The organism is Saccharopolyspora sp. ASAGF58 (assembly GCF_012277335.1).
In the GTDB taxonomy this organism is placed as follows: domain Bacteria; phylum Actinomycetota; class Actinomycetes; order Mycobacteriales; family Pseudonocardiaceae; genus Saccharopolyspora; species Saccharopolyspora hattusasensis.
Map to the genome: position 1 here is coordinate 5,805,341 of NZ_CP040605.1, position 14,355 is coordinate 5,819,695.

9 protein-coding genes are annotated in these 14,355 nt (G+C 64.8%); 8 read left to right on the forward strand and 1 reads right to left on the reverse strand.

Annotated features, from left to right (window positions below; all coding sequences use genetic code 11):
* The first annotated feature begins 59 nt into the window (after positions 1 to 59).
* From FDZ84_RS27065 to FDZ84_RS38060, 8 genes are all read left to right on the forward strand, one after another.
* Entirely contained in the window at positions 60 to 1,529 is a 1,470-nt protein-coding gene (locus tag FDZ84_RS27065; protein ID WP_168588175.1) for an NAD-dependent succinate-semialdehyde dehydrogenase, read from the forward strand.
* A gap of 1,269 nt (positions 1,530 to 2,798) precedes the next feature.
* Positions 2,799 to 4,901 carry an AAA family ATPase gene (locus FDZ84_RS27070; RefSeq protein ID WP_168588176.1) on the forward strand — a complete coding sequence of 701 codons (2,103 nt, stop codon included), beginning with the start codon at positions 2,799 to 2,801 and terminating at the stop codon, positions 4,899 to 4,901.
* Positions 4,902 to 5,359: 458 nt separating this feature from the next.
* Positions 5,360 to 6,652, forward strand: coding sequence for a phenylacetate--CoA ligase family protein (locus FDZ84_RS27075; protein WP_246868457.1), 1,293 nt, complete (start codon positions 5,360 to 5,362; stop codon positions 6,650 to 6,652).
* Between the two features lie 83 nt (positions 6,653 to 6,735).
* The gene (locus tag FDZ84_RS27080) at positions 6,736 to 7,866 is read left to right on the forward strand and encodes a terpene synthase family protein (protein ID WP_168588177.1); all 1,131 of its coding nucleotides are present in this window, start codon (positions 6,736 to 6,738) and stop codon (positions 7,864 to 7,866) included.
* Positions 7,863 to 9,059, forward strand: coding sequence for a cytochrome P450 (locus tag FDZ84_RS27085; protein ID WP_168588178.1), 1,197 nt, complete (start codon positions 7,863 to 7,865; stop codon positions 9,057 to 9,059). The genes FDZ84_RS27080 and FDZ84_RS27085 overlap by 4 nt, the downstream gene beginning before the upstream one ends.
* Positions 9,060 to 9,517: 458 nt before the next feature.
* Complete coding sequence (locus FDZ84_RS27090; RefSeq protein WP_168588179.1) at positions 9,518 to 10,396, forward strand: cytochrome P450; 879 nt, start codon at positions 9,518 to 9,520, stop codon at positions 10,394 to 10,396.
* Between the two features lie 318 nt (positions 10,397 to 10,714).
* Positions 10,715 to 11,800, forward strand: a complete 1,086-nt coding sequence (locus FDZ84_RS38055; protein WP_210435130.1) for a ThiF family adenylyltransferase — start codon at positions 10,715 to 10,717, stop codon at positions 11,798 to 11,800.
* Positions 11,801 to 11,922: 122 nt separating this feature from the next.
* Positions 11,923 to 12,561 carry a hypothetical protein gene (locus FDZ84_RS38060; RefSeq protein WP_210435131.1) on the forward strand — a complete coding sequence of 213 codons (639 nt, stop codon included), beginning with the start codon at positions 11,923 to 11,925 and terminating at the stop codon, positions 12,559 to 12,561.
* Between the two features lie 167 nt (positions 12,562 to 12,728).
* Here the strand turns inward: FDZ84_RS38060 and FDZ84_RS27100 are convergent, their stop codons facing one another.
* Positions 12,729 to 13,484, reverse strand: coding sequence for an alpha/beta hydrolase (locus FDZ84_RS27100; protein ID WP_168588180.1), 756 nt, complete (start codon positions 13,482 to 13,484; stop codon positions 12,729 to 12,731).
* Between the last annotated feature and the right edge of the window lie 871 nt (positions 13,485 to 14,355).

Sequence of the window (14,355 nt, forward strand, 5' to 3'; positions counted from 1 at the left end):
GACAAGGGTTAGCGCCCGGTTTTCCCGTTGTTCACGTGTCGAGGATTGGGAGAGCGCGCATGGTCGACTTCGACCGGGCACGGCTGCTGCAGGCCGTGCCGACTGAGCTGTTCATCGGTGGCAAGTGGGTCTCGTCGCGCAGCGGCGCGACCTTCGAGGTGGTCGATCCGGCCAGCGAGGAACTCCTGCTCCGGGTCGCTGACGCGGGCCCAGCGGACGGAATCGCGGCACTGGACGCGGCCGTCGACGCCGCCGCGGACTGGGCCGCCACGCCACCTCAGGCCCGCGCCGATGTCCTGCGCGCCGCCTACGACGCGCTGATCGAGCGCCGGGAAGAGATCGCCGCGCTGATCACCCTGGAGATGGGCAAGCCGCTGGCCGAAGCCCGCGGCGAGGTGGACTACGGGGCGGGCTTCTTCCGCTGGTTCTCCGAAAGCGCGACCCGCCTGCACCTCGACGGCGGCTACGGCGTCGAGCCGGGTGGCCAGTACCGGATCGTCACGACGAAGCGACCGGTCGGCCCGACGTTGCTCGTCACGCCCTGGAACTTCCCGCTGGCCATGGGCACCCGCAAGATCGGTGCCGCCCTCGCCGCGGGCTGCACCGTGGTCATCAAACCCGCCGAGCAGACCCCGCTGACGACGTTGCTGCTGGCGGAGGTGCTGCGCGAGGTCGGGCTGCCCGACGGAGTGGTCAACGTGGTCATCACGACCGACGCGGCCGGACTCGTGCGGCCGGTGATGGCAGATCCCCGGCTGCGCAAGATCTCCTTTACCGGCTCGACCCGGGTCGGCAAGCTGCTGCTCGGCCAGGCCGCCGACCACGTTCTGCGGAGCTCGATGGAGCTCGGCGGCAACGCTCCGCTGCTGGTCTTCGACGACGCCGACGTCGACACCGCGGTGGAGGGTGCCGTGGTGGCCAAGCTCCGCAACGGCGGCGAATCCTGCGTCGCCGCGAACAGGATCCACGTGCAGTCCGGGGTGGTCGAGGAGTTCACCCGCAAGCTCACCGAGCATATGGCGTCGTTCCGCCCCGGGCCTGGACTGAACCCGGCGAGCACGCTGGGCCCGCTGATCGACGACCGGCAGCGGGCCAAGGTCGCCGGACTCGTCGACGACGCGGTCGCCAAGGGCGCCGAACTGCTGCTTGGCGGCGAAGTGCCAACGGGGAAGGGCTACTTCTACCCGCCGACGGTGCTGCGAGGCGTTCCGCACGAAGCGGAGCTGCGCACCGAGGAGATCTTCGGGCCCGTGGCGGCGATCTATCCGTTCGACACCGAGGACGAGGCGATCGCTGCCGCCAACGACACTCCGTTCGGGCTGGCGTCGTACCTGTTCAGCCAGAACCTGTCCCGTGCGATGCGGGTGGCCGAAGCGCTGGACAGCGGGATGACCGGGATCAACCGAGGAGTGATCAGCAACCCGGCGGCGCCGTTCGGCGGCATCAAGGAATCCGGCTTGGGGCGCGAAGGCAGCAGCCACGGCATTGAGGAGTACCTCGAAACCAAGTACATCGGCCTCGGTCTCTGAAAAGGCGGGCTGCGTCGCGAAGCGAACGGCCTGTTCGCCTCGTGCGGCGTGCCCGAACAGTCCGTTCGCTTCATTCACCTGGGCATCGGCGGCCGCCGCGAGTGGGTGGCAGGCCATCGTGCGGCGGCACTGCCATCAGTAACTGCCACTACGGGGTGCAGTCTTGGTCGGTGTCGGCACAATAGTGCTCCCCGATCGAGGTTCACCGAACGCCTCGGAGCTGCACCGGAAAGGTGGGGACTAGACGGTCGCTTGGGGCGTGAGTATCCGGTTCTGCACGGGGTCTTGGTATGGCAACCGGCGGTGTGGTTGTGGGCAGGACACGCCGCTCAGCTATGGCGCCGACTTCCTCAGCCAGCACGGTGCAGTACGCGGCCGCATACGCCGCCCGCACGTGAAGTGATGCCGCCGAGTTGATATCCGTTCCTGGTGCATCAATGTCGACCAAGGCCGTGCCGACGTCGGAGCGAGTGGCTCGCCGTGTGCACAGGAGCCAGGCTGCCAAGGGGCTTCCGGGCGGGCCCACTTCGACTTCAACCCGGCATCGGTGTTCTGGTTCGTTCGTGTGGCGTAGAAGTGCGAGTTCCTGCGCGGCGACGCCGCCCGCCGCCTCCGCTTTGAGGACGATGTCCTCCCAATTGCCGTCGAAAAGGACGCAGTCGTCCGATTGAGTGCGCGGCAACACGGCTCTCACCGCCAAAGATGGAAAACTATTCGGTCTATGACTACCCCGTCTGGGGCACAGTGACTCACCTGTCAGCGCGAGGAGTCTTCGCTCCAAGGGGCGTTCCTGGCGGAATCTCGATGAGACGGCCCCGCCCGCGGCCCAGCGATCAGCGCCTCGACGGTCGAAGCCGGTTTGAGATGCGGCTGAGGGCGTCGGTCGTAGAGTGGAGACGTGGGCAAGTCGTCGCCCGGAACGCCGTGTGGCCATCCGGCGGATGTCGCGAGTTTCGTCGGGCGTCGGCAGGCGATCGCTCAGGTCAGGTGTGTGTTGATGGCGTCGCGGCTGACGACGCTGACCGGCGTGGGCGGAGTGGGCAAGTCCCGGTTGGCCTTGCGAGTGACCAGGGGAGTGCAACGGGCGTTCCGTGACGGGGTGTGCCTGGTCGAGTCGGCCAAATTGCAATCGCCCACGGCTACCACGGTCGCGGTGGAGTTGGGGTTGCGTGAGCAGCCCGTGCGCGGCCCCGAGGCCGTTTTTGGACGACCGCTCGGCGCTGGCGCACGGACTGCAGGAGACCCTTGGCGATTTCGGGGGTGAGGAGCATGCGTGCCGGGCGGCAGGCGGGAAACTTGCCGGGTGAGAGCAGCAGCTTCGTCGGACGCCAACACGAGGTGGCCGGGGGCAAACGGGCACTGTCCAGGGCACGGTTGGTGACCATCACGGGGCCTCCCGGGGTGGGCAAGTCGCGCGTGGGCCTGCGCGTTGCCGCACAGGTGCGCCGAAGATTTCCTGACGGGGTGTGGCTGGTGAGACTGGCGGAGCTGGATGACGGCGCACTCCTGCCACACACCGTGATGAGCATCCTCGGAGTCGGCGACTGGTCGTTGGGACGGCCGATCGACGCATTGTCGGAGTACTTGGTGTCTCGGCGGTTGCTGCTCGTTCTGGACAACTGCGAGCATCTCGTTCAGGACTGCGCGGATCTGGCGAACGCGCTGCTCAGGAAGGCGCCCAGGCTGCGCATCCTGATCACCAGCCGCCAGGTGCTGGGCACCGACGGCGAGCACGTGGTAACGATCCCGCCGTTGCCGGTTCCGGACAGCGCCGCAGAGATGTTCTCGATGGAGCCGGCGCAGGACTGCGCATCGGTGAAATTGTTCGCCGAGCGTGCTGCGGAACTTGCCCCGGGCTTCACCGTGGACGTTGCCAACTGCGACGCGGTGGCCGAGATTTGCGGTCGGTTGGAGGGGCTACCGCTGGCGATCGAGCTGGTCGCGAAATGGCTCCGGACGATGTCGGTCGAAGAGATCCTCGCAGCGTTGGACGAATGGCCCGAGACCGGCGCGGCCGGGTTACCTGGGCCTGGCGTCCAACCGGGGCGCCACCACGAGACGTTGCCGGCGATCTTCGACTGGAGCTTCGAGCTGTGCAGCCCGGCCGAGCGGAGGCTATGGGCGCGGTCCTCGGTGTTCGCGGATTTCGACCTGGAGACGGCGGAAGCAGTTTGCTCCGACGAGGTGCTGCTGCAAGCGGACGTGCTGGAGCTGGTCGTCGGGCTGGTGGACAAGTCCATCCTCAGCCGGCAGGACCATGCCGGGCGCACCCGTTACCGGTTGCTCGACCCGACCCGTCAGTACGGGAGGCAGCGGCTTCGCGAGTCAGGGGAGGGAGACCTCCTGCGGCGGCGGCATCGGGACCACTACAGCTGGTTGGCCGAGCGGGCCGAGGCGAAGTGGTTCGGTCCCGAGCAGGTGGCCTGGAATGAACGCATGTCCTCCGAGCATGCGAACCTGCGAATCGCACTGGAGTTCTGCCTCACCGAGTCCGGAGAGGCGCGGACCGGCTTGAGGTTGGCCGGGGCGCTGTGGTTCTGCTGGGTCGGCGGCGGTCGGGTCGCGGAGGGTCGCTACTGGCTTGATCACCTGCTTCCGCGAGCGACGGAACCGAGCGAGGAGAGGGCGAAGGCGTTGTGGACCAACGCATGGATCGCCACCTTGCAGGGGGATGTCGGCCCTGCGCTGATCATGCTCGACGAATCTCGTGAGCTGGCACGCAGCATTGGAGACGACGTGGAGCTGACCTCCGCATTGTGCGTGTCCGGCTACGCCGAGCACGTGCGCGACAACCAGCGACGTGCGGTGGCGTATCTGGAAGAAGCCCTGGCGAGGGAGCACGCCGGGGGACAGCCCAGCGCAGTGACCGTGGTGAGCCGCCCAATTCTGGCGAGTACTGTGCTGCTTCTCGGTGACTGCGAGCGGGCTCGTGCTCTCTGCGAAGAGTGCCTGGCGATGCGTGACTCGTACAGCGTTCCCTGGTCGAGCTCCTGGGCGCTGTGGGTGCTGGGCGTCGCGGCCTGGATGGAAGGCAACGCACAGCAAGCCAGCTCATACGCTCGAGAATGCCTGCGGCTCAAGCAGCAGCTCAACGACCTGGTCGGAATGGCCATAGCCATCGAGCTGCTCGCCTGGTCCGCGGTCAACCAGGACGCTGAATGCGCCGCTCGGTTGCTTGGGGCCAGCCACACCTTGTGGCGCGAGATAGGCAGGCCGCTGTTCGGCTTCGCGCCGTACGTGGCCCGGCATCGGGCAAGCGAGGAACAGGCCCGCAGAGTTCTCGGCCCGCAGGCATTCGACGCTGCTTTCGAGGACGGGAACAACCTCACCCACCACCAGGCCATATCCTATGCGCTCGGGGCACCTGTGTAGGCGCGCATTACGCCATTAAGACTCTTGCCGTCCCGCCCGGCAACCCCATACCGTGGCTTACTGATATGCACTGGGGTGACACACGCAAATCCGCCCTTCACTAGCTAAGTGCTGGTCACCGTATGCTTCAAGGACGGTGACGGCGGTCATGCTTGCGTCCTCCTGCCTCGCGCGGCGGTCCTCGGCGCTCGCCGGTCTGATCCTTTCGGCGTTTCTGCCTGCCTATGAGGGCTGCCGTGACCAGCCAGACCGACTTCGACGACCGCGTCCGCCCGAATGTACACGTATTGATGACCATACGGGCAGAGTCATGATCAAACGCTGTCGTCCCTGGCGGCAAAGAGTCAGAATTTTGCCACGAAAATTGCGATTAAGGACATTTGCTCCGATTGGCGGCCGAATCTGAAACCCAGCTGCAACATCCAGGATGGACCGATTTCCGCAGGCCGAAACGGGAAATGTTACCGGACGCGGAGGGTGAGGAGTACCTAATACCATTCTCTGCATGTCGTGCAGGCCCGCCTTGTGGCCCCGTTGCTCCCTACTACCGGGACCTGTACGCCGGTGTTGCCACCGACGGACCGATCCGGGCGGAGGACCTGCCGATCGTCGAGCACACCGGCTTCTGGGAGGCGAACACGGTAAAGGACAACCGGGTGCTGACGAGTCGCCACGATGACGGTGTCGTGTTCAAAACCGGTGGGACAACCAACAGCCCCAAACTGACCGTTTACACCAGGGCAGAACTGCACGCCATGGCCCGGCTGCAGGGAGACGGCTACGCGGCCGCGGGACTGCGGACCGGTGACCGGGTTGCAAACCTCTTCTACGCCGGGGAGTTGTACGCCAGTTTCCTGTTCAACGTCCTGTGCCTGCAGGAGACGTGCGTCCCCGTGGTACACCTGCCGATCGCGGGAAGCCCGCCGCCTGAGGTCATGGCGGACCTGATCATCGAGCAGGAGGCGACCGTGCTGCTGGCCACGCCCACCACGGCCAGCCAGGTCGCATCGCGACTGACCGCGCGAGGCGACTCGGCGCCCGCGGTCCACCTCTTCCTCTTCGGCGGGGAGGCATTCTACGCGGATCAGCGCAGACTGATCACCGACGCGTTCCCCAACGCCGTTGTCCGCTTGCTGGGATACGCCTCGGTGGACGCGGGGGTGCTGGCCGCGCCCGTCCAGGACGAGCCGGACGCGCGCGTGCATCGCGTCCACCGGCTCCAAAAACTGATGGAGATCGTCGACGACGAAACCGGCGATCCGATCAGGGAACCAGGTCGCCCCGGCAGGCTGCTGGCCACGGACCTCGTCCGGCGGCTGATGCCGCTCATCCGGTATCCGGTCGGTGACCGCGCCGCGTGGGTCGACTACGACGATCGCCGGTTCCGCCTGCTGGGCCGCGCCGACGACGGAGCCAGGGTCGGTCCGGTCACCGTCTACCTGGAGGACCTGCGTGTGGTGATCGAGGAACTGACCGGCGACCAGCCCACCGCGGGATTCCAGGCGGTGCAACGTCGACGGGACTCCAAGGACGAACTCGTGCTGCGGATCGGTGGAGAGATCAACGATCCGCAGCCGCTTGCCGAAGCGATATCCGCGCGGTTTGACGAGTTACGCCCGATGTTCGGCGAACACGTGCGCGCCGGACTGATTAACCCGCTGGTGGTAGAGTTCGTCCCGGCAGACATGATCAAGGTGAATCCCCGCAGCGGCAAGATTGTCCGGCTGCTCGACGAGCGGGTGGACCCATAAGACGAGCCCCCTGGACGGGCAGTTTCCTGCTCGTCGGCGAAGAAAAGCTCGACACGGTGAAAATGAATAAGACAAGGAAAAAAATGGCCAGGACGACCCTCTTCGACTGCGGCGAGGACCAGTACTACCTTCCCGACCTCAAGACACGGCTTCCCCTGCGGCAGCACTCAGGCGTTGCGCGCACCCTGGGCGAGACGAGGGCATGGATCAAAGGGTTCCCGGAAATTCGGAATTGGGCCCCTTTCTGTGCGCCGCGAGGGGATATCGACTTGTGGCTGGCGCAGGGCTTCGCAGATGTGTGGACTTCTCACCAATTCACGTGCGGAAACGTAGATACATTCAGAATCATCTGTGACCTGGGCGGCTGGATGGTGATGACCGACGATGTTCACAGCGCGCCAGGGCCGTTCCGGGACGCCGATGACGCCACGCGTAATCGGGCTTTGGACCGGGCCATTGAAATTCTGAACGGAGACGGGCAGGAGTTCGACAGGAACCAGCCATCGCCCGACACAGCCGATGTGCTTGTCCTGGGACGCTGCCTGTCAGACGTCTGGTACCGCCTGTGCCGTTTGGCACCGCCCTCGATCCGCGCGCGCATCGCCCGTGCACTGCAAGGGACCATGGAATCTTGGAAGGCCGAGGCGTCTGACAGGGGCAGCGGCAGATGTCTGACTCTGGATGAGACTCTCGAGCGCAGGGATGTCAACGTAGGGATCGACGTCGACTTCCCCGTCCTTGAGTTCATGCTGGGAATAGATCTCCACAGTGAACTCGAAGCCCACGCCGATGCCTTCTCCAAAATATGGCGAATCCTTCGCCGATATACCTCCCTCGTGAACGACTTGTACTCCTTCCGGAAGGAGTATATGGCAGGCAAGGATCTCACCAACTCCATCGCGGCGCAGTGCAACATGGAGCATGTGCGGATCAGTGACGCGGTCCGCAAGGTAGTGGGTCTGGTGGAATCGGCAGAAGAAGAGTTCATCGCCTGCCGCGAACAGTTCATCGCAACACATCCGGAGCTCACGAGTGGCCTACTGCGCTACCTGGAGTGCCTGGGAGACATCGCGTCCGGAACCGCTTTCTATACGCGATGCTCCCCGCGGTACCACGGCGTTGACCACGACTGGTCAGAGATCGGTGGTGGCCTGGTCACCATTGACACGGAACGCACGATCATCCATCCGTGGGTGGAAGAGGCCACCCGATGAACACCGAGCATGTACTGCGTTACCCGTTCGAGCCACCCCCCGCGCTCGCAGTCCCACCCCAGTACGCGTCGCTGCGATCCACGCAGCCCGTGGTCGAGGTGCAGATGCCTTACGGAGGAAGGGGATGGCTGGTCACCCGCTATGAGGACGCGAAACTGGTCTTCTGTGATCCCCGGTTCAGTCGTGCGGCCGCCGCAGGCAAAGACATACCCCGCATGCGACCGCAGCCTGCCAAAGAGACCTCGATCATCGCTATGGACCCGCCCGAGCACACTCAACTGAGGCGACTGATCGCCCCCAGTCTCACCAAGCGACGTACCGAGCAACTCCGCGCGCATACGAAGAAAATCGCTCAAGAACTCGTGGCCGCCATGGTGGCCGACGGCCCGCCCTGCGACATCGTCGCAGACTTCGCTGTCCCCCTCCCCATCAACGTCCTGCTGAAACTACTCGGTGTCACCATCGAAGACACCCACCGCCTGGTAGCTGCTGCCGACGTGGTGATGTCCAGCACCTCCCATACAGCAGAGGACGTAACCCGGGCGCGTCAGGACCTGGCTCAAGTCATCAATCAGCACATCGCCGCCCGCCGCGAAAACCCAACCGACGATCTCCTGGGCACGCTCGTCAGCGCGCACGAAGCCGGCGAGCGACTCACCGACGCCGAGCTACTCGACATCACAACGGCCCTCCTGGTCGTGGGCTGGGAGACGACGACGTGCCAGATCGCCAACTTCGTCTACCTCCTCATTACCTACCCCGAGCACATGCACTGGCTCTTGGCACACCCAGAAGCCACCCCGAAAGCGGTCGAAGAACTACTGCGATACACCCCCCTCAGTAACGGAGCCGATTTCGCCCGCGTCGCCACGGAAGACGTCTCGCTGGGCGGCGTGCTCATCCGCAAGGGCGACGCCGTGCTGGTCTCCATTCCGTCGGCCAACCGCGACGAAGCGGTTTTCGCCGCCCCGGAGACCCTCAACCTCACGAGGCCAGACAACCACCATCTCGCGTTTGGCCACGGGCCACACCATTGCGTCGGTGCCAGCCTGGCACGCATGGTAATCCAGGTCGCTCTCAAAACGCTCATCGAGGGCATACCGGGCCTCCAAAAGGCAGTCCCGGATCAAGAAGTGACCTGGCGCTCCGGATCGATCCTACGCGCCCCCACCTCACTACCCGTCACCTGGTAACACCACGCCCACTCTCAAGGAGCCCATATAGCACGCTGTGGCGTCATCTCCCCTATCCCATGCTGCCATGACGGAGTGAACAACCGATGCTGCAACACCCATCCGACAGGCCTCCACAATCCGAGCACAGAAACCTTTTTCCTGCAGGGTTCCCCCAGGGCCTCACACAACTCCGTGACCCCCACCAGTTGCTGTCCGAAATACGCAGCACAGGCGCTGTGAACCGGATCTCCGACAGCACCTGGTTTGTAGCCCGGTATCGAGAAACCGTACAGGCCCTCACAGACACTCGGCTCAGCAGCGACCCCTCCAAGGGCAGGTGCCCAGCCGACCCCGACCTACTGCAGCACATTTCGCGCGTCGCGTTCCCCCAGAGTCTGTTCACAACGGATCCGCCCAAGCACACTCGCCTGCGCAAGAGCGTCGCCCGCTACTTGACCCACCGCCAAGCCGAACTCATGCGCCCGTTCATCGACCACACAACGCGCTCACTGATCAGCACCGTCACGAAGCGCGGGGTGGTCGATGCCGTAGCGGAGATCGCGGAACCGATCTCCGCCTTGACTATCGGCAAACTTCTCGGCGTGCCCAAGGCCGATCTAGACAAGACCGTGCGTTGGTCCCATGACCTCATGACCGAGCAACTGGACGATAACGCGCGCCGCGTCAGCGCCAATGGCCATAAAGCGCTGCGCGAATACACCGCCTGGCTCCTGCAGAACCCCGAACAAGCAACGACCGACGGACTAATCGGCAAACTCCTGGCCGCCGATACCAACCGACTACACGCGACCGAGATCCTGACCATGGTGATGCTGCTTCTTGTTGCAGGCCATGATACCAGCATCAGCCTGATCTCCAGCACCCTCCTGCATCTTCTGTGTCACGCAGACCGCCGCCGACTCCTCTACCAATCTCCGGGCACGATACCCAAAGCGATAGAGGAAATACTGCGCTACGAGGGCCCGGCCCTGACCCCCGTCCACCGTGTGGCAACCGAAGAACTCACCTTGGGAGACAACACCATCAAAGAGGGCGATCACGTCTTTCTGTGCCTGGCCAGCGCCAACCGGGACGAGCGACGCTTCACACAACCCGACACTGTCCTTATAGACAGACACCCCAACCACCACCTCGGGTTCGGCCATGGAATCCACCGGTGTCCCGGCGCCCCGCTCGCCACATTGTTGACACAGACCGTCGTGACTGCGCTGCTACACGCACCGATCAACATCGAACTTGCAGTCCACCCCCGCGAGTTGCAATGGCGTCAGGGGAAAGTGCGCTGCCTCAGGAGCCTCCCGGTGCGCTTCAAGAGCGCGACCCACAGCGGGTAGCGGACTCCGTCCGTAACTGCCTGCTGTCGTACCGATCTTGGGACAATTTGCAGAAACTGATGCCACACCCCTCGGCCTGGCGAACCTGACGATCCTCGTCCTCGGCGCGCTCGGATAACCGAAGCCACCGCAGCTCAAGCCACCCCCATCCTATTCAACGAGACCGTCCAGACCAGCAAAGCTACCGCTACGTAACGGCGAAACTTCAGGAAATACGGAAGGTGAACTTCAGGCGACCGTTGGAGAAAAATCGTGCATTCGGATTTCAGAGGTCCTGATCCGCTCTCAACGGGGACGGCGAGTTTCGGTGCGGAGGCCGTGAGCCGCAACCTGGACATTCTCACCGAGCGTGAACAAGCGGTACTCCGGGCCGCGACCGTGCTGGTGGCCGGCTGCGGCAGCGTGGGTGGTGCCGTGGTCGAACCGCTGGCGCGAATGGGCGTCACCCGTTTCCGGCTCGCCGACCCGGACAGATTCGACGTGTCGAACCTCAACCGGCAGGCGTGCGTGGTCGCTGATGTCGGCCTGCCGAAACCCGAGGTGCTCGCCCGCCGGGTAGTCGCGATCAGTCCCACCGCCGAGGTGCGCACCTACCCGGGCGGTCTCACCCTGGAAAACCTCGACGAGGCGCTCGACGGCGCGCACGTCGCCTTCGACGCGATCGATCCCGCGATGTCCGCGTGGGTCAAGTACCAGCTGCACGAACGCGCCGCCCGTCGCGGCATTCCCGTCGTCGCCGGAGTCGACTGGGGCGGAAAACCGGCCCTGTTCGTCTTCGACTACCGCCGCAACCCGCTGCCGTTCCACGGGAAGGCGACCGCGGAAGCGCACCGGGACAACCGTCTGTGGGACTCCGTGCGCTGGTTCGGCAGGACGCACTTCCCCAGCGACTACCTCCCCGTCATGTCCGACCGGCTGGCCAACGGCGGTACCTGGCCGCAGATTTCCTACTGCGTGATGGGTCTCGGCGCGCTCGGCAGCAGGGTTGTGCTCAACTTGCTGATGAACCGACGGGTCAAATCCGTAGTGACGGTGGACCTCCATGCTGCGGCCATGCCGAGAGCCGCGGCGTTAGCACACCGGGCGCGTATGCCGCTGGAACTCGCCCGAACTCTGTGGACCATTCGTCAGGTGACGAGAAAAGGCGGTCCCGGCCAGTGCGGAGCGGGCAACGGGAGCGCGAACTGCCCCCGGAACTCACCGCCGTGCTGGGCGGCGCCCGTCTCGCTCCCTCCGCGTACAACTCCCAGCCGTGGCGTTTCGGAATCGTCGGCAACCACACCGTCCAGCTCGCGCTCAACGGGGCACGCTGGCCGACAGCGCATCCGGACCAGTTGGGCTGGGCCGAGAACCTCGGATGCGCGCTGGGAGCTCTTTCGTACCTCGCGCACGGCGAATGGGTAGCGCACGAAGGTGCGCTCACGGACCAGAACTGGTCCGCAGGCCGATTCCGCCTCGATCGCCTGCGTGACGACTTCTTGACCCGCCAGGGCGTTTTGGGGGCACGTTCGACGTACCGAGGCGACATGCTGTCCACCCCGATCGACCGCACGACCCTGAAGCAGGTTGAAAAACTGTGTACCGACCGAAATGTCAGCCTGGAGACGATGAAAGGTTCGCAAGCTCGAAGCAGTCTCCTCGGCCGGACCGCACGCGATAGGTCCACGTTGATCGGCAACGAGGACGAACTGTGGGCGTGGGTGCGCAAGCGCGCCGATACCGAGTTCGGCCTCAGTTGGTTCGGCAAACCTCACGACCTGCTCGGAATCTCCGGTTTAGCCGGACGTCTTGCATCGGCTCTGGCGGGATCTGCGATCCCGGTCGTGGCCAAACGCCACGTACTGGCAGGGGTCGTCGAGCACGGGCGTGCCCGGCAGTTGCGCAATTGCGGCGCGGTACTCGTGCTGCGTGGCCCTCGTCAGACCGTAGCTGACCGCATCAGCGCGGGCGAGACGTTGATGCAACTGTGGCTGTCCCTGGTTGAGCAGGGATACGCGGCTCAACCGTTGCTGGGAGAATTCGGCGGACTCGGGACCCCTTCGACCAGAGACGCCTCCGGCGACAACGCCGTACTGGCGGTCCTGCGTGTCGGCAAGGGAACCAGACCACCGACCACGCGGGTGGCGCGCTGTCCGCTGGCGACGTCGGTGAAATGGGCTGAATAGCAAATTCCCGCTGAAATCAGGCGTCGGGAGTCCGCGCACCCGCGAACTGGGTGGCACCAGCTCTGCAGCGGATCCTGGAGAGGGGGCGCCTGGCAGCGGAGTCCTGAGTGCCACGCCGCGTGTCGGGAGCAGGAGCGTATTAACCGACTGCCACGGTCACGATTGCGTCATGCTGGAGGCTGGGATTGTGCTGCCGAGACGTCAGCCTGGTCGAGAAGCCACGACACTGTCACGTCGATGACCTCGCGCTCCACGTCCTGGAAGCCGTGTCCGCCGCCTCGTACGCGGTGCCAGTTCGTGCGCGGCCGCCGGGCTGCCACCTCATGGGCTACCTCGTAGGAGACGTGCTCATCCACGTCGCCATGCACGACGAGCGCGGGGATGTCGCTGGCGAGAAAGGCAGCTCGCGGGTCGAGCTCCGCGAATTCTTCGAAGAGCCGCGCGCCCAGTTCGAACCGTCCCTCGATATCGAGAAAACCCCGCTGTCGCAAGGAACTCAGGTCGCAGTAGAGCTGCCGCCCGCGCGGCAGCTCCGGTTCCAGGAAGGTTCGCCGTAGGTCGAGCACTGGCTGCCACAGCGCTACCGAGTCGATGGGCAACTCGCCCAAGGAGAGCGTGGTGCTCACTGCACCGAAGCTCGACGCCACCACCGAAACCGGGCGTCCCACGGACTCCACGGCCGCCCGCAAGTCCAACCGTTCTCCCGCGATCGTCATGTCGCGTGGCCTGCCCTCGCTGCGGCCGTGCCCGCGGAAAGAGAACCGCAGCACCGAGAATCCCGCAGCCGCAAGCCGATCCGCCAGGACCGGGAACAGTCCTTGCTCTGCGAGGTCAGCGGTGATGCCGTGGGCCAGCACCACAGCATCCGCACCGCCCTGATGCCAGGCGGTCTCAAGGCGGACACCATCAGACGTGACGATCACAGGTGAACCTCGGTCCGGAGTCGACAGATTGCCGCAACCACCCTCGTGCAGGCAAGCATGGAGAAGTCTCCTGTGGTCGCGACTCCGGCGATGCCCGCCTGTCGCATGCTGAGCCCCGCTGCCACTGCAGTAACCTCCTCGTCGAGAACGCGGATCAGACACCGAGACTGAACGCCGTATTCCCGTGGATCAAGCCCCTGGCCGAATTTTGTCCTGCAGGACTAATATGTATTAGCACCTTGACAGAAGCGCGTTGATGGGACGGGTCACCGACTCGCGTGCATCATCGAAGCTGACACCCGTGCTGAGGGCTAGGTTCCGGATTGAGGTGCAGTGGTCTACCGGGGCCGCCGCGGGCAAGGAGTTCGCGTTGACCAGTACGGCGAACGCGTTCGTCCCGCGCAGGTAGACGGAGTGGTTCACCGAAGGAATGTAGTGCGGGGATCCCACAATGGTCGACAATGGTCGTGGTCTGTCGTGATGCGGGCAGTCGTTGGTACGTGACGTTCCAGGTCGACACCGCCGACCCCGAACCCATGCCGAAAACCGGGCATGCCGTCGGGGTGGACCTTGGTGTGAAGGACCTCGCCGTCACCAGTCATGGTGAGCGGATCGTCAACGTCGCCTGGGGTGAGCAGAATTGCTGGGGCCACAAGTGGCGACGTCGCCCGCGCAGGAGGCCGACGAACGGCCGAGCTTGCGCGAGCGGTGGTGCTCGGCGGCACGAGCTTGTTCGGTGGCCGGGGACCGGTGCTCGGGGCGCTGATCAGGTAGAGGTAGTGCGCAGACCCCCGGATTTATCTGTGGGGTTAGCACGTCAAGTCCGATCCTGACGTGCCCAGCGGTAACCCTGCCAACGTTAGATAGTTCG